The following is a 20,641-nucleotide window of genomic DNA, read 5'->3' as shown; positions in this document are numbered from 1 at the left end:
ATTTAAACTAACCTCTAGATTCTAACTTCTAACTTCTAAGATTATATAAGTTGCTCCATACTGGATACACTTTTTGTTTTTTGATAAGTTTCCAACTTTGTGCGGATAAATTTTAAAGCCATGGGTGCCACATAAATTAATGCTGCTCCCAGAATCTTCTTTTTCCAGTTTGAACTTTTCATATTTTTCTTTGCATAATTTGCTACAAAAGCGGTAACTGCAAGTTTGATAACAGTGTCCATTGCGTCGCCTTTAAATGCGCTTCCTGCAATTACCATTGCTGTATTTTTACTTAGAAAAAGATCTTTTACTTCAGATGTAATCTGCTTTGCAATAACATCTTTTCTGATCACTGTCTTTTCTTCACCATCTTCATCAATCTTCTCCTTTAAATACTGATCACTAAGACCATTAGTAAATGCACTCAAGCTTTCTTTTGTATTTTTAAAAGTCAAAAGTGCTTCCAAATCAGTTATTTCACTTTTCAAAAGTTTCTTCTTTCTTTTAAGTTCTTCCAGACTCTCGTAATTTCTGCCCATAGTTTAGTGATTTAAGAATTCTATTACTTTATTTGCTACCATATGCACGATTCTTTTCTTAAAGGTAACAACTAAAAGCATTACTACAAAATAAAATGCTGCAACAATCAAGAATCCGTATGAATAATTATCTAAAGCTTTACCAATAAGAAACGCCAACCCAAAATTGAAAAGAATGATAAAAAAGCCAAAAGCCACCAACAATATCACTAGATAGGCAATAACACCTGCAGAAATTGAAGATTTTTCTGTGGCTTCAATTTTTAGCAAATCTATTCTCTTAGATGCGTATTCTTTAATAGTTTCAATCATCCTTATATTTTTTTTAAAAGTTACAAAAAAAGGAACTCTTTTAACTAAAGTTCCTTTTTTATATTTAATGAAAAATTAAATACAATTATTTAAGATTGTTCAATTCAGATTCTACATCTTTTACCATATCGGTAGTTTTAGAAACAATTTGATCTTTGTATTTGTCATATCCGTCTTTTACAGTATGAGCTACATTATTGGCAGTTTCTTTGAAAGTAGAAGAGATACTGTCGTACTGATCTTTTACTTTTTCAGATACTTCACCGTATTTATCTTTAGCCTGATCTTTTAGATCATTTGCTTTGTTTTTGATTTTTTTTCTTGTTTCTTTTCCTTCTTCAGGAGCATAAAGCATTCCTAAAATTACACCTGCTGCAGCACCCGCTAAAAGACCTGCCAAAATACCTGCTGTATTATTTCCTTTTCTAGACATTTTTTGTTTTTTTTAATAGTTAATAAATACTAGTTTTCGTTTTAAAAGGTTACAATTAATATACCAATCAAGATTTGTGACTAATAAAAATTGTTAATTTTTGTAAGATATTGCAATATGCTTTCGATTGTTTGACTTTTTGTCAGGTTTGTATTATCAATTAGGATCGCATCATCTGCCTGTCGCAATGGTGAGATCTCTCTTTCACTGTCAATACGGTCTCTTTCAATAAGATTTTCTTTCACATGAGCCTCATCAGCATCGATTCCTAAAGATAAAAGTTCGCTGAATCTGCGTTTTGTACGTTCGTCAATACTTGCGGTAAGAAAAAATTTAAAATCAGCATCGGGTAAAACTACGGTTCCGATATCTCGTCCGTCCATAATTACACCGCCATTTTTTGCAATTAATCTTTGTGCATCAAGCAAAAAATCTCTTACTTCTTTTTGTTTTGCAATTAAGCTAACATTTTCAGACACTTCATTGCTGCGGATTTCTTTGGAAATATTAATATGATTAAGCAAAAGAATCAATTCATCTTCTTCTTTTTTAAACTCAAGATCAATTAAATGAAAAGATTTGAAAAGTAACGGTAAATTAATGGTACCGTCTTCATCCATACAATTTTGCAGAGCAAACCAGGTAATGCCCCGATATAAAGCACCGGTGTCTAAATGGACGATGCCCAATTTTTCGGCAATAATTTTTGAGATAGAACTTTTTCCGGTAGAAGAAAAGCCATCAATAGCAATCACTGGTTTTTTCATAAGACAAATTTCAAGAAATTTTCTGAAAAAATCAAGTATGAATCAATGATAAAGTTGAATATTTAAAGTTTTATAATAAACTTACTCTCCTCTATGACCGCTTAAGTCTACAGAAATCCCGATTTGATTGACATTAGAAGAATTATGATATCTTACATGAGCATAATCTAAACGGAATTTGGAAATCTTTAAACCAAAACCTGCAGATAATCCTGTAAAGTTTCTTTGATCAGCAACAGCAAGCTCATTTCCTCTTCTTACATTATATCCTAATCTGATGTTGAAACCTTTTTCAGGGAAAAGTTCGGCACCAAGAGAAAAGTGATCGGCCAGTTTTCTTCCGAAACCAATTTCCTGCCCATTAATATCATAATCAGAAGAAATATCAAATTTCTGTAGATCGTGCGCGGTAATGGTAATCGCAAGAGGAATTGCTTTTAATATTTTGGTATATCCTAAATCTATTCTAAACGGAAGATTTTCTCTCTCTCCATTGAATGATTTAAACTGGTATCCGAAATTTCTCAACACTACAGAAGCTACTTCTTTGCTCTGTTTGTTGTGATAAGTCATCCCTAAAGTTCCCGATAAGGCAGAAGAAGTATAAGTATCGATTTTTGAAGTGATGAAATTTAATCCACCTCCAATCGTCCAGTCTTCTTCAAACTGATAAGCATATCCTGCTCCCACAGCAACATCTGAAGCTGAAAATTCTCCCATTTCAAAACCGCTTTCGTCGGTTCTGGGAATATTTCCGTAACCCAAATATCTTGCATTGACGGTAACCATATGCCCATTATCTAAATCTTTAGCAAATGCAATCGTTCCAAACTTTGAGTCTGCCAAATAAGTAGAAGCGTTTATTGAAAGCTGTTTATCTGAATCTTTATTCAACAAAGCCGGATTGGCAATGGCAAAAGAAACATCATAATCTCTAACAGTAATAGCATCGCCACCTAAAGCAGCCTGTCTTGCAGAGACGGGAATATTTAAGAAAGAGTAAACGTTTGTTCCAGTTTGTGCAAATGAAACAATTCCCGAAAGAAATAGTGAAAAAATTAGAACTTTCTTCAAATCAGTATTTAATTAATGCAAAAATAATCCTTTTTGCTACTTATCAAAATATTTCTTTCATTATTTCTGTATAATATTTTTCTTTTTTTCAATATTTTTAATGATTATATTTGCAAAGTTAATTTTCAAAGAAATTAATTCTCAAAAAACTATTATTAAAATATACAATGAAATATAAAAGAATCCTTCTGAAACTGAGTGGTGAGGCATTAATGGGGAACAGACAATACGGTATCGATACCGAAAGACTGATGGAATATGCTCAGGAAATCAAGAAAGTGGTTGACAGAGGCTGCGAAATTGCGATTGTAATTGGAGGAGGAAACATTTTCCGTGGTGTAGCAGGGGCTGCAAAAGGAATGGATAGAGTACAGGGCGATTATATGGGAATGCTTGCAACCGTTATCAACGGAATGGCTTTACAGGGCGCTTTGGAAGATGCAGGAATTAAAACCAGACTACAATCTGCTATCGAAATGGATAAAGTTGCAGAACCTTTCATTAAAAGAAGAGCAGTAAGACACCTTGAAAAAGGTAGAGTAGTGATCTTCGGAGCCGGAACAGGAAATCCTTATTTTACAACTGACACTGCAGCAACATTAAGAGCTATCGAAATAGGAGCTGATGTTATTCTTAAAGGAACCAGAGTTGATGGTATCTACGACAGCGATCCTGAGAAAAACGAAAATGCAGTAAAATATAATTCTTTAACTTTCGAAGAAGTTTTTGAAAAAGACCTTAAAGTAATGGATATGACTGCCTTTACATTAAGCCACGAAAATAAATTGCCAATTATTGTTTTTGATATGAATAAAGACGGTAATTTATTGAAAATTGTAGACGGAGAAAATGTAGGAACCTTAGTGAATCTTTAAAAAAAGAGCAAAGTAAAAAGGTAAAAGTTTAAAGTACAAAACCCTTATTACTAATTACTTATTGTTGATTGCTCATACAATGTGTAACTTATCAAATTTTTATTATATAATGGAAGAATTAGATCTTATCATAGAATCTGTAAAACATGATATGGAAGCGGCTCTTAAGCACCTGGATCATGCATTTCAAAGAATCAGAGCGGGACGTGCGTCTACAAGCATGGTTCAGGATGTGATGGTAGAATATTACGGTGCGCCAACTCCTATTAATCAGGTTGCAAACGTTTCTGTGCCGGATGCAATGACCATCTCTATTCAACCGTGGGACAGAACCGCAATTGGTGCTATTGAAAAAGCTATTATTAATTCTAACTTAGGATTTGCACCTTCTAATAACGGAGAAAACATCATCCTTAACGTACCACCTTTAACTGAAGACAGAAGAAAAGAATTGGCTAAACAAGCTAAAGGTGAAACTGAAGACACTAAAATCGTTGTAAGAAACGCTAGACAAAACGGTATCAAAGAACTGAAGAAACTGGAAGGAGTTTCTGAAGATTTAGTAAAAAATGTGGAAGCTACAATCCAGGAACTTACAGACAAGCATGTAAAGCTTTGTGACGACCATTTGAAAACAAAAGAAGCTGAAATTATGAAAGTATAATTTTCAGGTTTTTGAAAATATAAAAAGAGAGGATTCGGTAATGAATCCTCTCTTTTGTTTTTATAAAATGCAATCTGTCTTTCCTTTTTTATCTCTATTTTTTATAAGAGTTTCGAAAGTTTTTCTTAATTCTGTATCATTACAGTTTTTACTTTCTCCATCAGAAACATTTTCAGGTTTTGATTGGTTTTTGGTTCGCAGTGTATATTTTTTATCTCTGCAGGAAATTAATTGATCATTGATGTAATAAAATCGTTTTTCTTCTACATCATCTTTGGTTTCGGGCTTTTCTGGTGTTCCTCCGTCAAAACTCCAACCGGTTTCTTCCTGAAAAATAAAAAATGGTTTTCCGTTTTTCAAATAATAATTTTCTACAGATGAAAAATGGCTGTCCCCATGAAAATGTTTAATACTTTTGAGTTCTCCGTTTAAACTGTAATAAACCACATTCCCGGAAACTTCATTACATTCATAATCAAAACTTGTAGAATCGAGCTTTTTGGCGATTAACTGATTATTAAGTAAAGTATATTCAGTTTTTATTTCTTCAATGCTTTGCGGAGAATTATTTTTTGGTAAACTGTCTGATTGTGAATTTGCATCAACCGGTTCTTTCTTTTTGTTTTCGCAGGAAAATAGAAAGATAAGACTTGGTAGCAGAATAAGTTTTTTCATTAATTAATATTTGGTCTTTTGGAAGAAGCAAAAAATATGCAATTCTAAACTTAATTTAAATAAAAATGCAACTGAAATTCAGCTGCATTTTTCATCATTTGTTAGGTTCTGCAATAATCCGATATCCATAAAACTGGGAGGGGTTATAGCCAGAATACTCTTTCACTAAAGCAATTTTACTTTTAGGAGTAATCCATATATTTACAGGGATATCATTTTTTAAAGATTTTTTAAAATTCTGCACATAAATATCTTTTAAATTCGGAGTATTAGCTTCAGAATATTGTGGTGTAGAATACATTTTTACAAAATAATTATACAGGAAATCTTTGTCCATAGTTTTTATTTGATCTGCAGTGTAGCTATTCATATTGTCCCATGAATTTGAAACGAAAATATATGGATTTCCGTTTTCAAATTCATTATAGAAAACCAATGAATTTTTTCCAAGTGCATTATAATATCCTGTAGGAGTATTAACTGAAAAATTATCCCAATTCGTTACAAGAAAATCTTTGGTGTCTGAAACTTTTAGGTTAATGTCGTCTTTATAAATTATTTTCCCGCTTTTATAGCCTAAAATACTTGCATTGTAATTTCCTGGAAGATAGAAGTTGTGATTGAATTGAGTTGTTCCCACATTTCCATTATCCATTTTTTCAAAAAGTCTTTTTGTTTCTTTTATATCAGAAATTTTAAAAACTAAAGAATCCAGATGCTGATCAAGATCACCAAAATAACTTGACTGGTTCTTTTGTTTTAATTTAAATACAAAACCATCAAAGATATTACCTGATGTTTTATTAACAGATAATTTGATTTCCATACTTGTTAAATCCGGATCATTAACGACTGGAGTTTCTGCAGGAATTAAATCTACAATTTGTTCATCAGTTTCTGAGCACGAAATAAAGAAAAGCCCAATTAAGGAAATTTTTAAAATATTTTTAAGCATTTAAATTTATTTTTAAAATTAAAAATCACTAGTTATTGAATAAAAAATAATGCAAATATATTTATTAATGAATCACCTCACAACTTCAAGAATTATATTTACCATAAAAATGACAACAATCAGGTAAGAAAAAATAGCAAAAAAAATCCGAAATTTCTTTCGGATTAAATTATTATTGATAACGTTTATGTTCTTTCTGTTTTACGAAGAGTTTTGTAAGAGGCTTAAAGAAGGCTTTGTATTTTTCAGAATCGAATAACTGAGAATCTGTCAAAGCTTTATAAGTCATTAAAATTCCAAAAGGAAATAATATCATATTAGGAAGCCAAGCTGCAAGATATGGGCTCATTTTGCCGGACCAAGCAACATTTTCAAAACCTACATTAATTACATAAAAAATAATGAATATTATAATCGCTATGATAACCGGAACTCCCATTCCTCCTTTTCGGATAATAGATCCCAAACTCGCACCAATCATAAAGAAAATGATACATGTGAAAGAGTAGGTAAGAATTCTCTGCTGGTAAATAACAACTTTACTGAAATATTTAACACTCGGATCAAGTTCTTTGTCTTTAGAATCCAGATTGGTTTTGAGATTATCAAGTCTTGAATATGCATTCGTAAGAAGCTGCAGTTTCTTTTCTCCTTTTATAGAATCTAGTTTGTATTGTGATTTTACAGGAGCTTTGGTTTTATTTTTGTCCATATAAGTAATCACAGCATTGGTTTGAGAAATAATATCGTTACTGATATTATCTGCAGTTCTGGTGTTGTCTTTTTTGGTTTTATCAATCGTAGCCAAAAGTTCAGTATACGTCTGAAAACGGTAATCGTCTGTAATCTGTTCTTTTTCGATAGCTTTATCAATCAATTCACTAATATCGAAGTGAATGGTTAGGCTATCAAATTTTGTTGCCTGATCGGGCTGTTTTAATCTTACATTATCGGGTTTTCCGGCATAACTGTCTTCAATTACACTTCCGTTATATAAAATAAGCTTCATGAATTTAGGATTTTTTGCGTTCGCAAATTTTCCTTTTTCGGCAACAATTGTCTGTTGATTTTCGTAGTTTCCTGCTTTTTTATGAATAAAAACACCTTCTAAATCTCTTCCATCTTCCCCTTTAATTTTATCAAATTTTACCATAACACCAGGTAATTGATCGATAAATTGTCCCGGAGTAAAATTCAATGCAGGTTTGGTTTGAGCAATATTAAAAAGCATGTTCTTCGCTTTCCTCTGAAAATCGGGGATAATATTGTTGGAAAAAAAGTAGAGCATGACTGCCAAAACAGCAGTTACTCCCAAAAGCGGCATCATCACTCGCGTTAAAGAAATCCCGGCAGCTTTCATTGCGGCAAGTTCGTAGCGTTCTCCCAGTTCACCGAAAGACATGATACTTGCCAATAAAACGGTCAATGGTAAAACCATACTTACAACACTTACTCCAAGATAGAAAAGGAGCTTCATGATCTGTAAAGTCGTTAAACCTTTACCCATAAACTGACCAAGCTGAATCCAGATAATGTTTACAATAAATATAAAAAACAGTACACTGAATATAAATAAAAACGGACCAAAAAAGGTCTTGATGATATATCGGTCTAAGATTTTAAACATTCGCCAAAATTAATGAAAAAGCCACAAAGTTTTCTTTGTGACTTTAAATTTTAATATTTATTTAGAATTATAATTCTGTAACAAGATAATTTTTGAATTTTGCCTTGTCAAAAACAAACATATTCGGGTCTAATTGCTGGTTTTCTTTGTATTCTTTTATCGCAATTACAGAGATATCTTTATTGTTTCCGTGTTGTTCCAATTTCAGCATTTGCTTTTTCGCAGAATCTACATAAAGATAAATGTATTTTAATCCATTTGCTTTTACCGGAGTTAATTTAATTAAATCTGCATTCACACCATCAACTGTTTTTTTCCCTCCGTATGCAACATTATAATCTTTTCTATACGATGTAAGATAATTGATAGGGGAGAACATGGTGCTGCTTGCGTTTGGTTTCGCAACGGTAACTTCCATGTCTTCGGTATTGATGTTATAGATTTTATTACCATCGAAAATCTGTTCGGTTTCCATGATTTTCAACTTGTACTTATCACCTGCAGAATAATAAATTCCAGGCTCTGTTTTAGAAACAGCTCCGTTCATTCCGCTTCCAAAAGCAAATTTGAAATATGAGTTTTTCTTAGAATTGTAGTTCGCCGTAATATCGTCTAATATTTTTTTTGCTTTAGCATCAATTTTCTGTGCCTGCACAAAACCAATACTTCCTACTACTAATGTTCCTAAAACTATTTTTGATATTATTTTTTTCATTCTAAATTTTTCTAATTTTTCCTATTCTTTAGACTTTCATATTCTCTGAAAGTTAAAATCGTAGATTTTTTTAAATTTTAATTTCGCAGATCTTCCAAAAACTGTTCCAAAGAATACAAATCGCTGATGAGAACTTCTCTTGCTTTAGCACCATTAAACCCTCCAACAATACCGCTTGCTTCCAATTGATCCATAATTCTTCCGGCTCTGTTATATCCTAATTTAAGCTGTCTCTGTAACATTGAAGTAGAACCTTGCTGAGTTGAAACAATAATTCTTGCAGCTTCTTCAAACAAAGCATCTTTTTCATTAGGATCAAATGCACCTACAGTACTTGTCGCTTCTTCAGAAACAAATTCAGGAAGTAAGAACGCAGAAGCATAACCTTTCTGTTCACCAATAAATTCTGCCAATTTTTCAACTTCCGGCGTGTCAACAAAAGCACACTGAAGTCTTAAGATTTCATTTCCGTTGAAATAAAGCATATCACCTTTACCGATTAGCTGATCTGCACCTGTAGAATCTAAAATCGTTCTTGAATCCACACTTGAAATTACTCTAAATGCCGCTCTTGCCGGGAAGTTTGCTTTAATCATACCAGTAATTACATTCACAGAAGGTCTTTGTGTAGCAACAATTAAGTGAATTCCTACCGCTCTTGCTAACTGCGCCAATCTTGCAATCGGAAGTTCCACTTCTTTTCCTGCTGTCATAATTAAATCTGCAAACTCATCGACTACCAAAACGATGTAAGGCAAATAACGGTGTCCGTTTTCAGGGTTTAATTTTCTTTCGGTGAATTTTTTATTGTATTCCTTTAAATTTTTACAGAAAGCATTTTTAAGCAAATCATATCGCTGATCCATCTCTACACAAAGAGAGTTCAAAGTATTAATTACTTTATTGGTGTCTGTGATTATCGCATCATCAGAATCCGGAAGTTTTGCCAGATAATGTCTTTCAATTTTTGAGTATAAAGAAAGTTCTACTTTTTTAGGATCTACCATTACAAACTTCAATTCACTTGGATGTTTTTTGTAAAGTAGAGAAGTAAGAATTGCATTAATTCCCACAGATTTTCCTTGTCCTGTTGCTCCCGCCATCAAAAGGTGAGGCATTTTAGATAAATCTGCCATGAAAACTTCATTGGAAATTGTTTTACCAAAAACTACCGGCAAATCCATATCCGTATTCTGGAATTTCTGAGAAGCAATGACCGATCTCATAGAAACCATTGTAGGATTTTTTCTCGGAACTTCAATTCCAATCGTTCCTTTTCCAGGCATTGGTGCGATAATTCTGATTCCTAAAGCGGAAAGGTTCAATGCAATATCATCTTGTAATTTTTTAATAGAAGCAACTCTGATTCCTGCTTCCGGTACAATTTCATACAAAGTAACCGTTGGTCCGATCGTCGCCTTAATTTCAGCAATTCCGACATTAAAGTTTTTAAGAAGTCCAACAATTTTATTTTTATTTTCTTCTAATTCCTCTTTATTGATTGAGATTTCTTCATTTCCGTAATCTTTCAATAAATCGATTGGAGGCATTTGGAATTTAGCCAAATCTAATCGGTGATCATACAAACCATGTTTGTCAACCAAATCCTGAGATTGTTTTTCTGCATCATCTATAATATCAATTACAGGAGCAACTTCTACCTTAAATTTAATTTCATCCGCATCAGAAGACGAAGAAAAAGAAGTAGAAGGTGAAGAATTTGAAACCGGAGCATCAAAAGCATCTTCTGGTTTTATAGCAGGAATTGCAGGTGTTGTTATATTTAAATTTAAAGTAGGTGCAGTTTCTTTGTTATCTTCAAAAGAAGTCTGGTTTGGCGTTACAATAGTTTCAACTTCTGGAATGGGTTGCGTTTCCTGAATAACCGGATTTTGTTTTGCAACTTCAGGAGTTTTTCTATTATCAGATAAATCTGTAACCGTAATATTTTGTGCTTCCTCATTTACTTCCTCTTCTTCCAATTCCTGATCGGCATCAAAATTTTGATCAGAATTTGGCATCATCGATTTTACTTTTCCGATGGTATTTTCATTAATTATATCAAGTTTAGCTTTTATTGAACTTGGTCTAAGATTAAATTCAAGAATAAAATATAGGGCAATACTTACTACTAAAACTACCCAAAGCCCAACATTTCCAATAATTGCAGAAAGAGAATCCATGATTTGATATCCATAAACTCCGCTTAAAACGCCACCGTTACCGTTACCCCTTGTAATAGCTCCCAATAAAATGGGTAACCAGCAGATAAAGAAAAGTGAGTGACCAAAAGTCATCCAAGGTTTAAAGATTTTTTTCTTTAAAATCATTGTTCCGAAAACTACAAATAGAAATGCAACAATAAATGATGCAATACCAATGCTTTCAAAAATAAAAAGATTACCAAGCCAGTCTCCCAGCTTTCCGAATATGTTTGATGATTTTATCGATTTATCTAAAATTGTTCCGGCCTGACTTTGATCTGCCTTCCAATTCATTAAATAAGAGATAAAAGACAGCGCAAGTACTCCGGCGAAAACAATTGATGTAAGTCCGAAAAAAATACGTTGTTTTGATAAGATTCTGCCTGTTTCAGGCATTTCTGGTTGTTTTTTTTGTGATTTCTTTTCCATAATGTCAGTCTGGGCAAATTTAATGTTTTTTTTAGATTTTAAATATTTTTTAGGAGAAAACACGTTTGTTTTTTGATGTGATATTTTATGTTGGAAATCTATGTCTGTTTTTATGTTTTATTTAATAAAAATCAGCTTATTAAGAATGTTTCAAAATAAGCTAAATCCCTTTTAATGTGATAAAAAACAGCTTTTTTTAGCCCTCTTTCGGTTTATCATCCTTATTTTTGCATGTCAAGTAAAAAAAATCATGAAGAAGATCCAAGATATTCTTATTTCAACCAGAACAATGGCAGTTCTATTGCTGGTTTACGCATTTTCCATGGCTTATGCGACGTTCCTAGAAAACGATTACGGAACACCTGCAGCAAAAGCCTTAATTTATGAAGCAAAATGGTTTGAGCTCATTATGCTTCTCCTCATTATCAACTTTTGTGGGAACATTAACCGTTACCGCCTTTGGAAAAGAGAAAAATGGCCACTTTTGGTTTTTCACCTTGCCTTTGTTTTTATTTTTATTGGGGGTGCGATTACAAGATACATCAGTTTTGAAGGGCAAATGACAATCAGAGAAGGTGAAACTTCAAACGAAATCGTTACCGACAAACAATTCTTTAAAATTCAGATTGAAGATAAAGGTGATGTGTTGAATTATCAAGATGTTCCTTATCTAATGTCACCATTACACAAAGATTTTAAAGCAACTTATGATTTCCACGGAAAACAGGTTAAGATAAAGACTTTGGATTATGTTCAGAGAAAAAAAGACAGTTTAGTTGCTGATGCAAATGGTGCAGAATATCTTCATTTGGTGTCTACTGCAGAAATGGGAAGACAAAATATTTACATCAAATCCGGAGAAACAAAATCTATCAACGGAACTTTGGTTACTTTCAACAGAGCTATTGACGGTGCTGTAGAATTTAAGCAAGAAAACGGACAGATTTTGATTAAAACTCCTGTTGATGCAACGTACATGACGATGGCAACTCAGGCAACCGGAAATACGGCTAAAGATCAATATCAACCTTTGGTTTTAAGAAGCCTTTACAGCATTAACGAATTAAAGCTAGTTGTTCCTGAAGGTCTTAAAAAAGGGAAGCTAATGGCTTTTGAAGGTGACAAAAAGAAAGATCAGAATGTTCCTGATGCAATGACGATAGAAATAGAAGGTCCGAAAACGAAACAAATCGTAGAGCTTTCTGTGGAAAGAGGAAATCCTAATGCTTACAAACAAGTAACAATGGATGGTTTGAATATTATGGTTGGGTTTGGTCCTAAAATTTACACCACTCCTTTTGCTATAAAATTAGATGATTTCGTAATGGAAACTTACCCTGGAAGTTCATCTCCAAGTGCCTACGAAAGTCACGTAAAAATCATCGACGAAGGAAAACAGACTCCTTATAAAATCTATATGAATAACGTTCTTAATTATAAAGGTTACCGTTTTTTCCAGGCAAGTTATACGCCGGATAGAATGGGAACTTTACTTTCTGTAAACCACGATTATTGGGGAACTTTAATTTCTTACATCGGTTATGCATTCTTATTCGGAGGTATGTTTGTAATGTTTTTCTGGAAAGGAACACATTTCTGGAAACTTAATAAAATGCTGAAAGATATCAATAAAAAAAGAGCAGCAACAGTTGTTTTATTATTCTTAAGCTTAACGTTAAGCGCTCAGAAAATTGAAATGCATGGAACAAACGATGGAAGTGGAGAACATGTACATGTAGAAGGAGATGGTCATACTCATGAAGTAGCTCCTCAAGCAACCCAATCACAGGGAAGTCAGCAGAATTCTAATTCTTTAGCTGCTCCTTTGACGAAAATGAGAATAATTTCGCCGGACGAGATTATTTCGAGAAATAAAATTAGCAAAGAACATGCAGATCAATTTGGCTATCTTTTGGTACAGAATTACGAAGGAAGAATTGTTCCGGTTAATACACAGGCTTTAGATATTCTAAGAAAGCTTTATCAAAAAGATAAGTTTAAAGGAACTGACGGAAAATACTTAACAGCTGAACAATGGTTTTTGTCAATTAATACAGATACACCAAGCTGGACAATGGTTCCTCTTATAAAAGTAGATGCGAAAGGTGGAAAAGCTCTTTTAAAACGTGTAAAAGCAAACGAAGACGGTTATACAACTTTGATGAATCTTTTCCCATCTGATGCTAACGGAAACCTAACTTATATTTTGGATGAAGAATATAACACCGCATTCCGTAAAAAACCGGCATTACAGTCTGAGTATGACAAGGAAGTTATTAAATTAAACGAAAAGGTTCAGATCTTTAATGAATTTTTCAGTGGACAATTCATGAGAATCGTTCCGGTAAAAAATGATCCCAACCATACTTGGCATTCTTGGCTTGATCAAAAAATGGAACCGGATATGGAATCTCAAAAAGTAATGGGACCTTATTTTGCAGAAGCACTTCAGGCTCAAAAAACAGGAGATTGGAGCAAAGCAGATGCTGAATTAAAAAAACTTTCAGACTATCAGCAGAAATGGGGGAAAGCAGTTGTTCCTTCAAAAGAGAAAGTTGATTTAGAAGTTTTTATTAATAAAGCAAATATCAATTTTTTCTTATTAATTTTCTACACTATCGTTGGTGGTTTGGTATTTATTTTAGGTTTTGTAGAATTATTTAAACCTACCAAAATTCTTAATAATATCATTAAAGGAATTATTTATCTTGGTCTTGTAGGTTACGTTGTACACTTTTTAGGACTGATTGCAAGATGGTATATTTCTGGTCACGCTCCTTGGAGTAACGGTTACGAAGCAATTATTTTCATTTCATGGATAGGAGTTTCAGCAGGGATGATGTTCTATTTCGGATTCGGAAATCCAAAATTGAAACAACAAGATTCTGAAAATAAATTATCAAATAAAAACCATTCTAATGCATTAATTCCGGCAGCAGGATTTATGGTTGCGGTGATCATGATGGGCTTTGCTCATGGAGCAGTAGCACTTAACCCGCAGATTACACCTTTGGCACCGGTTCTTAAATCTTATTGGCTAGTTGTACACGTTGCTATTATTGTATCGAGTTACGGTTTCTTTGCATTGTCGATGATTATTGCTGTAATTACACTGATATTTTATATCATTACAGATAAAAAACAGTTCAAATTGCATAATGATTCAACATTAAAAGAATTAGCAATTGTATCTGAAATGTCTTTAACAATCGGACTTTTTGCATTAACCGTAGGAAACTTCTTAGGTGGAATCTGGGCGAATGAATCTTGGGGGAGATACTGGAGCTGGGATCCAAAAGAAACATGGGCATTTATCTCAATTATGGTGTATGCATTTGTTTTACACATGAGATTGGTTCCTGGATTAAGAAGCAGATGGGCATTCAGCGTAGCGACAATGTTTGCTTTCTGTTCTATGGTAATGACGTATTTCGGAGTAAATTACTACTTAAGCGGGCTTCACTCTTATGCAGCAGGAGATCCTGTTCCAATTCCGGCTTGGGTATATATCGGTTTAGCAGCCATGTTTACTTTAGCATTAGTATCTTACTTTAAGTTTGTTGCTTTAAAGAAAAAATAAATCATTCATATATTTATAGAAATCCCGAAAATTATTTTCGGGATTTTTTTTGTTTAAAACAGTAAAAATTTTTAACTAAAAAAATACGCCCATAAGAAAAGAAGATTAAGAAATATAATAACTAATAACTAAAAATTCATATCTTTATGATATCAAAATAATATCACTTTAAAATTACATTTATGGAAAAAACTTTAAAACCAATGTCAGGTTATTTGGCACTCGTAATCTCTCTTCTTTTATTGGGAGGTTCAGCTTATCTTTTTATTTATGGTATTAATGATGGAGAAAATCAGGATATCACTTATATCATTATTTCAATTATTTCATTTTTTATTACCTGTTTTTTATTGAAAGGTTTAATGATTATTCAACCTAATCATTCAAGAGTTTTAAATTTCTTTGGGAAATATGTTGGCTCTGTAAAAGACAACGGGCTGTTTTTTATCAACCCTTTGTATTCATCTCAGAAAATGTCTTTACGTTCAGAAAACTTACAGGGACAGACTTTGAAAGTAAATGATAAAATGGGTAACCCTATCGAAATCGCGGTTGTTATGGTTTGGAAAGTAGGAGACACCTACAAAGCTGCATTTGATGTAGAAAGATATTCAGATTTTGTAAAAATGCAGAGTGAGGCGGCAGTTCGTCATTTGGCAATGAGTTTCCCTTACGATAATTTGGAAGACGATCACGCTCCAATTACTTTAAGAGAAGGCGGTGAAAAGATCAATTCGATTCTGGAACAGGAATTAACAGACCGACTTTCAAAAGCAGGAATTATCATTCAGGAAGCAAGAATTTCACACTTGGCATACGCATCTGAAATTGCAGGAGCAATGCTTCAAAGACAACAGGCAACAGCAATTGTTGCAGCAAGAACTAAGATTGTAGAAGGAGCAGTCGGAATGGTAGATTTAGCCTTAAAGAAACTTTCGGAAGAAAATATTGTTGAATTGGATGACGAAAGAAAAGCAGCAATGGTAAGTAATTTAATGGTTGTTCTCTGTGGTGAAAAAGCAGCGCAGCCAATTTTAAATGCGGGAACGTTGTATAATTAAGGTTGAGGCTAAGGTTAAGTTTGAGAAAAAAACCTGATTCTAGCTATAAAGATTAGTTACAGCGTTCTTTGCTGAGCGAAAAATATTCTCAATAATTTAAGAAAAATCTTTGTACTCTTTGCGTTTAAAAACAAAGCTGCAAATAGAAAAACAAACAAAATGAAATCAGAAAAAGCTCAGAACTCTCCCGAAAACAAAAGCAAAAAATCTTTCGTGATAAGGATAGATGAGTCTACCTATAAACTTCTTGAAAAATGGGCAAATGACGAGTTTAGAAGCGTCAACGGGCAGATTGAGTATCTTCTTAATCAGAATTTAATCAATGCCGGGAGAAAGAAAAAAGAATAAAATAAATGGCAAAACAAAATCAAAAGCAGAGAATATTTTCTTTGCTTTTTTTATTGAAAAATTCCTGTAAAATAACCGCTGATTATGCTCCAGAAATTTTTACCTAAGAAATAAATCAGCGTAGAAGTGATAATTCCTTTTACCGTAAAAAAGATGATTCCGCCAATACCGAATTTCTTAAGCATTTTCTTCCACCTTGATTTTTTTTCTACATTTTCTTCGTTTATAGCTTCTTTCGTTTCCATTTCTGCAATTATAAATGTTATTTACAAAGATAAGCATGTTTATAATTAGTCCAAATAAAACCAGTTAAAAAAAATTAAATTTCCCATTTAAGTAATATTTTCTATCTTAGGCAAAACGAAAAGTTAAATTTTTATGTCAAAGAAAATCAAAGATTTCGGAATTGAAAAATCATTAAAAAATTTAGGAATCAAAGATGAAAACAAAGGAACTTCTACGGGAGGGAAATTTTTTGCATCAGGAAAATCTATAGAAAGTTATTCTCCGGCAGACGGAAGATTAATCGCCAAAGTAAAACTATCAAACGAGAAAGATTACGACAAAGTAATCGAATCTGCTCAAAAAGCATTTCTGGAATTCAGAACGGTACCTGCTCCAAAAAGAGGAGAAATTGTACGTCAGCTTGGGCAAAAATTAAGAGAATACAAAGATGATCTTGGAAAGCTTGTTTCTTACGAAATGGGAAAATCTTTACAGGAAGGTCTTGGTGAAGTACAGGAAATGATAGACATCTGCGATTTTGCAGTAGGTTTATCAAGACAGCTTCACGGTTATACAATGCATTCTGAAAGACCAGGTCACAGAATGTACGAGCAATATCATCCGCTTGGAATTGTAAGCATCATCACAGCATTCAACTTTCCGGTAGCAGTTTGGGCTTGGAACACAGCTTTAGCTTGGATTTGTGGAAACGTTACCATCTGGAAACCATCAGAAAAAACTCCTCTTTGTGCGATTGCATGTCAGAATATTATGAATGAAGTTTTAGCAGAAAACAATCTTTCTGAAGGAATTTCAAGTGTATTGGTTGCAGATCACACAATCGGCCAAAAATTAGTTGATGACAAACGCGTTGCTTTAGTTTCATTCACAGGTTCTACAAAAGTAGGAAGAATGGTTTCTTCTAAAGTTGCTGAAAGATTTGGTAAATCAATCTTAGAATTAGGAGGAAATAATGCCATCATCATTTCTAAAGATGCAGATCTTGATATGTCAATTATCGGAGCTGTTTTCGGAGCAGTAGGAACTGCAGGACAAAGATGTACTTCTACAAGAAGACTGATTATTCATGAATCTGTTTATGATGAAGTGAAAAACCGTTTAGCAAAAGCTTACGGACAGTTAAAAATCGGAAATCCATTGGATGAAAATATGCACGTTGGACCGCTTATCGATGTTCAAGCTGTAAATCAGTACGAACTGGCAATTGAAAAGTGTAAAAAAGAAGGCGGGAAATTCGTTGTTGAAGGCGGAGTTTTAACAGGTAAAGATTACGAATCTGGATGTTATGTAAAACCTTGTATCGCTGAAGTTAAAAATTCTTACGAAATCGTACAACACGAAACTTTTGCACCGATTTTATATTTAATCAAATACAAAACTTTAGAAGAAGCGATTGCCATTCAGAATGATGTTCCGCAAGGTTTATCTTCGGCAATTATGACTCAGAATTTGAGAGAAGCAGAATTATTCCTTTCTCATGCAGGTTCAGATTGTGGAATCGCTAATGTAAATATCGGAACTTCTGGTGCAGAAATTGGTGGAGCTTTCGGTGGTGAAAAAGAAACAGGAGGCGGTAGAGAATCTGGTTCTGATGTTTGGAAATACTACATGAGAAGACAAACCAATACTATTAACTATACCGCAAGTCTTCCATTGGCTCAAGGAATTAAATTTGATCTTTAAAATAATTTAGAATTAAGAGATTCTGAGATGAATGCACAGAATCTCTTAATCCATTTCACTTAAAAAATTTTAAAATTAATATGAACAATATATTAGAAATTCAGTCAAATAAAGTAAAAGAAACAGTAGGTAAACACGTTTTAGCAGACGGTTTTGATTTTGTAATGGATATCGAAAACTCTCACGGATCTTGGATTCACGATTCAGTTTCAGGGAAAAATTTCCTGGATATGTTTTCAATGTTCGGCTCAGCTTCTATTGGATACAATCATCCTTATTTGGTTGAAAAGTCTGATTGGCTGGGAAAAATGGCAGTCAACAAACCTACTTTGGCCGATGTTTATTCTAAAGAATATGCTCATTTTCTTGAAGTTTTCGAAAGAGTAGTTTTACCTAAAGAATTGCAGTATGCATTTTTTATTGAAGGCGGAGCTTTAGGTGTTGAAAATGCGATGAAAGCATGTTTCGACTGGAAAACAAGAAAAAATTTCGAAAAAGGATTAGATCTTGAAGCTGGAATCTGCATCCATTTCAGACAGGCATTTCATGGAAGAAGCGGTTATACTTTAAGCTTAACCAACACTTCAGACCCAAGAAAATATCAGTATTTCCCGATGTTTGAATGGCCAAGAATTCTTAATCCTAAATTACATTTCCCAATCACAGAAGAGAATTTAGAAGAAACCATTAAGAACGAAAATTTAGCGTTAATCCAAATCACAGAAGCAATTCTTGCAAATCCTGATAAAGTTGCTTGTATCATTATTGAGCCAATACAAGCTGAAGGTGGTGATAATCATTTCAGAGACGAATTCTTTGTTGGTTTAAGAAATATTTGCGACGAGCATGAAGTTTTATTAATTTTCGATGAAGTACAAACAGGAATCGGAATTACCGGTAAAATGTGGGCTTTTGAACATTTAAGCATAAGACCGGATATTATTTCTTTCGGTAAAAAAACTCAGGTTTGTGGTGTTTTGGCGAATAAAGAAAAGTTTGACGAGATACCAAATAACGTTTTCAGAGAAAGCTCTAGAATCAATTCTACTTTTGGCGGTAACTTTATTGATATGCTTCGTTTCCAATTGGTGATGGAAGTTATCGAAAAAGAAAACCTTTTAGAGAATGCCAATATTGTAGGTGAATATCTTTTGGAAGGTCTGCAAAATTTAGCTCAGAAATATCCTGAAAAATTATCTAATGCAAGAGGAAAAGGTTTGATGTGCGCAATAGATTTACCTTCGGGCGAACAAAGAGATCACATCAGAAATGAGCTGTATAATGATGGTTTAATCATTCTTGCTTGTGGAGATCAGTCAATAAGATTCAGACCACATTTGAATGTTACAACAGAGGAAATTCAGATCGCTTTAGATAAAATTGAAAACAACATTAATAAAATTTAAAACTTCAAAATTTGGAATTCTGAAAAAAACGTCCTATATTTAGATACTCAAAATGTATATTATATGGAACGTAACACGAGAGTATCAGTTTTTGAAAGCGATAAATCTACCGAAATTCAGTTAATAAAGTCAAAGTTAGATGATGCACAGATAACGAATGATGTTGAAAATAATTATCTGACTTTTACAACAACGCCTACAGCGACAAGTTTAAAAGTAATGGTAGATTTACATGACGAGAAGAAAGCATTCGAGATTATCGATGCCTATCTTCAACAAAATCAAAATCAATAAAAAATTTCATAATTTTAAATTTTACTACTTCGGAACCGAAAATTAATTCTCATTAATTTTCGGTTTTTTTAGCACCAAACTTTTAAATATAATATTCTTAATAAAATTTTAATGGAAAACATTTGGCACTGATTATGTTATTTCCCAATTTTCAAGTTTGTAATATAAACCTCTTATGAATAATAAAAACGAAATCCATTTTAGAAAAGCAAATGCAACAGATATAGATATTATTTGGGAAATTATTCAGCAATCCATCGAACGCAGAAGAAAAGATGGCAGTGATCAATGGCAAAACGGATATCCCAATTTACAAACCGTAGAAAGTGATGTTGAAAAAGGATTTGGTCATGTTTTGACAGTTAATAATGATGTTGCGGTTTACGTTGCGCTGATTTTCAACGACGAACCAGCCTACAGTTCAATTGAAGGAGCCTGGTTAACAACAGGAGAATTTGTGGTTATTCATAGGGTAGCCGTTTCAGAAAATTTTGCCGGTCAAGGACTTGCCAAAAAACTTTTTGATTATATTGAAGATTTCACAAAATCTCAGAATGTTTTAAGTATCAAAGTTGATACAAACTATGACAACCTTGCCATGCTTAAAATTTTAGAGTCTAAAGGTTACTCCTATTGTGGTGAAGTTGTTCTTGCAGGTGGTGTAAGAAAAGCTTATGAAAAAGTACTTATTATTTGATGTTTTTCGTGAAAAAGCTTTGAAATTCTTTTATTTTTGTTGGTAAATCATTTTCAT

20 protein-coding genes are annotated in these 20,641 nt (G+C 33.1%); 9 read left to right on the top strand and 11 right to left on the bottom strand.

Annotated features, from left to right (window positions below; genetic code table 11):
- Positions 1-41: 41 nt before the first annotated feature.
- The 5 genes from FDY99_RS21495 to porQ all read right to left on the bottom strand — a co-directional run bounded on the left by FDY99_RS21495 (position 42) and on the right by porQ (position 3,125).
- A complete protein-coding gene (locus tag FDY99_RS21495) occupies positions 42-539 on the bottom strand; it encodes a phosphoribosyl-ATP pyrophosphatase (RefSeq protein ID WP_139423657.1) in 498 nt (165 codons plus the stop codon).
- A gap of 3 nt (positions 540-542) precedes the next feature.
- Positions 543-851, bottom strand: a complete 309-nt coding sequence (locus FDY99_RS21490; RefSeq protein WP_074228624.1) for a phage holin family protein — start codon at positions 849-851, stop codon at positions 543-545.
- An 85-nt stretch (positions 852-936) separates the two neighbouring features.
- Positions 937-1,284 carry a YtxH domain-containing protein gene (locus tag FDY99_RS21485; RefSeq protein ID WP_074228626.1) on the bottom strand — a complete coding sequence of 116 codons (348 nt, stop codon included), beginning with the start codon at positions 1,282-1,284 and terminating at the stop codon, positions 937-939.
- An 80-nt stretch (positions 1,285-1,364) separates the two neighbouring features.
- Positions 1,365-2,051 (bottom strand): (d)CMP kinase, encoded by a 687-nt coding sequence (cmk, locus tag FDY99_RS21480; protein ID WP_139423656.1) that lies wholly within the window; start codon positions 2,049-2,051, stop codon positions 1,365-1,367.
- Positions 2,052-2,132: 81 nt separating this feature from the next.
- The gene (porQ, locus tag FDY99_RS21475; protein WP_139423655.1) at positions 2,133-3,125 is read right to left on the bottom strand and encodes a type IX secretion system protein PorQ; all 993 of its coding nucleotides are present in this window, start codon (positions 3,123-3,125) and stop codon (positions 2,133-2,135) included.
- A gap of 167 nt (positions 3,126-3,292) precedes the next feature.
- On the opposite strand from porQ, the gene pyrH reads away from it, so the two are divergent.
- Together pyrH and frr are read left to right on the top strand one after the other, a co-directional pair.
- Entirely contained in the window at positions 3,293-4,000 is a 708-nt protein-coding gene (gene pyrH / locus FDY99_RS21470; protein ID WP_074228632.1) for a UMP kinase, read from the top strand.
- A gap of 109 nt (positions 4,001-4,109) precedes the next feature.
- Positions 4,110-4,664 (top strand): ribosome recycling factor, encoded by a 555-nt coding sequence (gene frr, locus FDY99_RS21465; RefSeq protein WP_074228635.1) that lies wholly within the window; start codon positions 4,110-4,112, stop codon positions 4,662-4,664.
- Positions 4,665-4,724: 60 nt separating this feature from the next.
- Here frr and FDY99_RS21460 read toward each other — a convergent pair whose 3' ends face one another.
- The 5 genes from FDY99_RS21460 to FDY99_RS21440 all read right to left on the bottom strand — a co-directional run bounded on the left by FDY99_RS21460 (position 4,725) and on the right by FDY99_RS21440 (position 11,269).
- Positions 4,725-5,339: a hypothetical protein gene (locus FDY99_RS21460; RefSeq protein ID WP_139423654.1), complete on the bottom strand. Its 615-nt coding sequence runs from the start codon at positions 5,337-5,339 to the stop codon at positions 4,725-4,727.
- A 94-nt stretch (positions 5,340-5,433) separates the two neighbouring features.
- The gene (locus FDY99_RS21455) at positions 5,434-6,294 is read right to left on the bottom strand and encodes a hypothetical protein (RefSeq protein ID WP_139423653.1); all 861 of its coding nucleotides are present in this window, start codon (positions 6,292-6,294) and stop codon (positions 5,434-5,436) included.
- 172 nt (positions 6,295-6,466) lie between these two features.
- On the bottom strand, positions 6,467-7,921 hold the full coding sequence (locus FDY99_RS21450; RefSeq protein WP_139423652.1) for an LptF/LptG family permease: 1,455 nt from the start codon (positions 7,919-7,921) through the stop codon (positions 6,467-6,469).
- 67 nt (positions 7,922-7,988) lie between these two features.
- Positions 7,989-8,636 carry a LolA family protein gene (locus FDY99_RS21445; protein ID WP_074228644.1) on the bottom strand — a complete coding sequence of 216 codons (648 nt, stop codon included), beginning with the start codon at positions 8,634-8,636 and terminating at the stop codon, positions 7,989-7,991.
- 77 nt (positions 8,637-8,713) lie between these two features.
- Positions 8,714-11,269 (bottom strand): FtsK/SpoIIIE family DNA translocase, encoded by a 2,556-nt coding sequence (locus FDY99_RS21440; RefSeq protein ID WP_139423651.1) that lies wholly within the window; start codon positions 11,267-11,269, stop codon positions 8,714-8,716.
- Positions 11,270-11,519: 250 nt separating this feature from the next.
- Here FDY99_RS21440 and ccsA point away from each other — a divergent pair, with 250 nt between their 5' ends.
- From ccsA to FDY99_RS21425, 3 genes are all read left to right on the top strand, one after another.
- The gene (gene ccsA, locus FDY99_RS21435; protein WP_139423650.1) at positions 11,520-14,849 is read left to right on the top strand and encodes a cytochrome c biogenesis protein CcsA; all 3,330 of its coding nucleotides are present in this window, start codon (positions 11,520-11,522) and stop codon (positions 14,847-14,849) included.
- A 182-nt stretch (positions 14,850-15,031) separates the two neighbouring features.
- On the top strand, positions 15,032-15,910 hold the full coding sequence (locus FDY99_RS21430; RefSeq protein WP_139423649.1) for an SPFH domain-containing protein: 879 nt from the start codon (positions 15,032-15,034) through the stop codon (positions 15,908-15,910).
- Between the two features lie 159 nt (positions 15,911-16,069).
- The gene (locus FDY99_RS21425; RefSeq protein WP_074228653.1) at positions 16,070-16,258 is read left to right on the top strand and encodes an Arc family DNA binding domain-containing protein; all 189 of its coding nucleotides are present in this window, start codon (positions 16,070-16,072) and stop codon (positions 16,256-16,258) included.
- 50 nt (positions 16,259-16,308) lie between these two features.
- On the opposite strand, the gene FDY99_RS21420 is transcribed toward FDY99_RS21425, so the two are convergent.
- Complete coding sequence (locus FDY99_RS21420) at positions 16,309-16,503, bottom strand: hypothetical protein (protein WP_074228655.1); 195 nt, start codon at positions 16,501-16,503, stop codon at positions 16,309-16,311.
- 133 nt (positions 16,504-16,636) lie between these two features.
- On the opposite strand from FDY99_RS21420, the gene amaB reads away from it, so the two are divergent.
- The 4 genes from amaB to FDY99_RS21400 all read left to right on the top strand — a co-directional run bounded on the left by amaB (position 16,637) and on the right by FDY99_RS21400 (position 20,584).
- Positions 16,637-18,187 carry an L-piperidine-6-carboxylate dehydrogenase gene (gene amaB / locus FDY99_RS21415; RefSeq protein WP_139423648.1) on the top strand — a complete coding sequence of 517 codons (1,551 nt, stop codon included), beginning with the start codon at positions 16,637-16,639 and terminating at the stop codon, positions 18,185-18,187.
- Positions 18,188-18,267: 80 nt separating this feature from the next.
- Positions 18,268-19,593, top strand: a complete 1,326-nt coding sequence (lat, locus tag FDY99_RS21410) for an L-lysine 6-transaminase (RefSeq protein WP_139423647.1) — start codon at positions 18,268-18,270, stop codon at positions 19,591-19,593.
- A 63-nt stretch (positions 19,594-19,656) separates the two neighbouring features.
- Positions 19,657-19,887: a hypothetical protein gene (locus tag FDY99_RS21405; RefSeq protein WP_074228661.1), complete on the top strand. Its 231-nt coding sequence runs from the start codon at positions 19,657-19,659 to the stop codon at positions 19,885-19,887.
- Positions 19,888-20,062: 175 nt separating this feature from the next.
- Positions 20,063-20,584: a GNAT family N-acetyltransferase gene (locus FDY99_RS21400; protein ID WP_139423646.1), complete on the top strand. Its 522-nt coding sequence runs from the start codon at positions 20,063-20,065 to the stop codon at positions 20,582-20,584.
- Positions 20,585-20,641: the final 57 nt, after the last annotated feature.

This window comes from Chryseobacterium mulctrae (assembly GCF_006175945.1).
GTDB lineage: Bacteria > Bacteroidota > Bacteroidia > Flavobacteriales > Weeksellaceae > Chryseobacterium > Chryseobacterium mulctrae.
This window is presented reverse-complemented; position numbering and strand designations above follow the sequence as displayed.

What these genes read in the sequence shown, in the direction of transcription:
- FDY99_RS21485 (WP_074228626.1), bottom strand. Translation starts at nt 1,284, where the DNA reads ATGTCTAGAAAAGGAAATAATACAGCAGGTATTTTGGCAGGTCTTTTA.
- FDY99_RS21430 (WP_139423649.1), top strand. Translation starts at nt 15,032, where the DNA reads ATGGAAAAAACTTTAAAACCAATGTCAGGTTATTTGGCACTCGTAATC.
- amaB (WP_139423648.1), top strand. Translation starts at nt 16,637, where the DNA reads ATGTCAAAGAAAATCAAAGATTTCGGAATTGAAAAATCATTAAAAAAT.
- cmk (WP_139423656.1), bottom strand. Translation starts at nt 2,051, where the DNA reads ATGAAAAAACCAGTGATTGCTATTGATGGCTTTTCTTCTACCGGAAAA.
- FDY99_RS21420 (WP_074228655.1), bottom strand. Translation starts at nt 16,503, where the DNA reads ATGGAAACGAAAGAAGCTATAAACGAAGAAAATGTAGAAAAAAAATCA.
- FDY99_RS21455 (WP_139423653.1), bottom strand. Translation starts at nt 6,294, where the DNA reads ATGCTTAAAAATATTTTAAAAATTTCCTTAATTGGGCTTTTCTTTATT.
- frr (WP_074228635.1), top strand. Translation starts at nt 4,110, where the DNA reads ATGGAAGAATTAGATCTTATCATAGAATCTGTAAAACATGATATGGAA.
- FDY99_RS21490 (WP_074228624.1), bottom strand. Translation starts at nt 851, where the DNA reads ATGATTGAAACTATTAAAGAATACGCATCTAAGAGAATAGATTTGCTA.
- FDY99_RS21460 (WP_139423654.1), bottom strand. Translation starts at nt 5,339, where the DNA reads ATGAAAAAACTTATTCTGCTACCAAGTCTTATCTTTCTATTTTCCTGC.
- FDY99_RS21440 (WP_139423651.1), bottom strand. Translation starts at nt 11,269, where the DNA reads ATGGAAAAGAAATCACAAAAAAAACAACCAGAAATGCCTGAAACAGGC.
- ccsA (WP_139423650.1), top strand. Translation starts at nt 11,520, where the DNA reads ATGAAGAAGATCCAAGATATTCTTATTTCAACCAGAACAATGGCAGTT.
- lat (WP_139423647.1), top strand. Translation starts at nt 18,268, where the DNA reads ATGAACAATATATTAGAAATTCAGTCAAATAAAGTAAAAGAAACAGTA.
- FDY99_RS21425 (WP_074228653.1), top strand. Translation starts at nt 16,070, where the DNA reads ATGAAATCAGAAAAAGCTCAGAACTCTCCCGAAAACAAAAGCAAAAAA.
- pyrH (WP_074228632.1), top strand. Translation starts at nt 3,293, where the DNA reads ATGAAATATAAAAGAATCCTTCTGAAACTGAGTGGTGAGGCATTAATG.
- FDY99_RS21450 (WP_139423652.1), bottom strand. Translation starts at nt 7,921, where the DNA reads ATGTTTAAAATCTTAGACCGATATATCATCAAGACCTTTTTTGGTCCG.
- FDY99_RS21495 (WP_139423657.1), bottom strand. Translation starts at nt 539, where the DNA reads ATGGGCAGAAATTACGAGAGTCTGGAAGAACTTAAAAGAAAGAAGAAA.
- FDY99_RS21400 (WP_139423646.1), top strand. Translation starts at nt 20,063, where the DNA reads ATGAATAATAAAAACGAAATCCATTTTAGAAAAGCAAATGCAACAGAT.
- FDY99_RS21405 (WP_074228661.1), top strand. Translation starts at nt 19,657, where the DNA reads ATGGAACGTAACACGAGAGTATCAGTTTTTGAAAGCGATAAATCTACC.
- FDY99_RS21445 (WP_074228644.1), bottom strand. Translation starts at nt 8,636, where the DNA reads ATGAAAAAAATAATATCAAAAATAGTTTTAGGAACATTAGTAGTAGGA.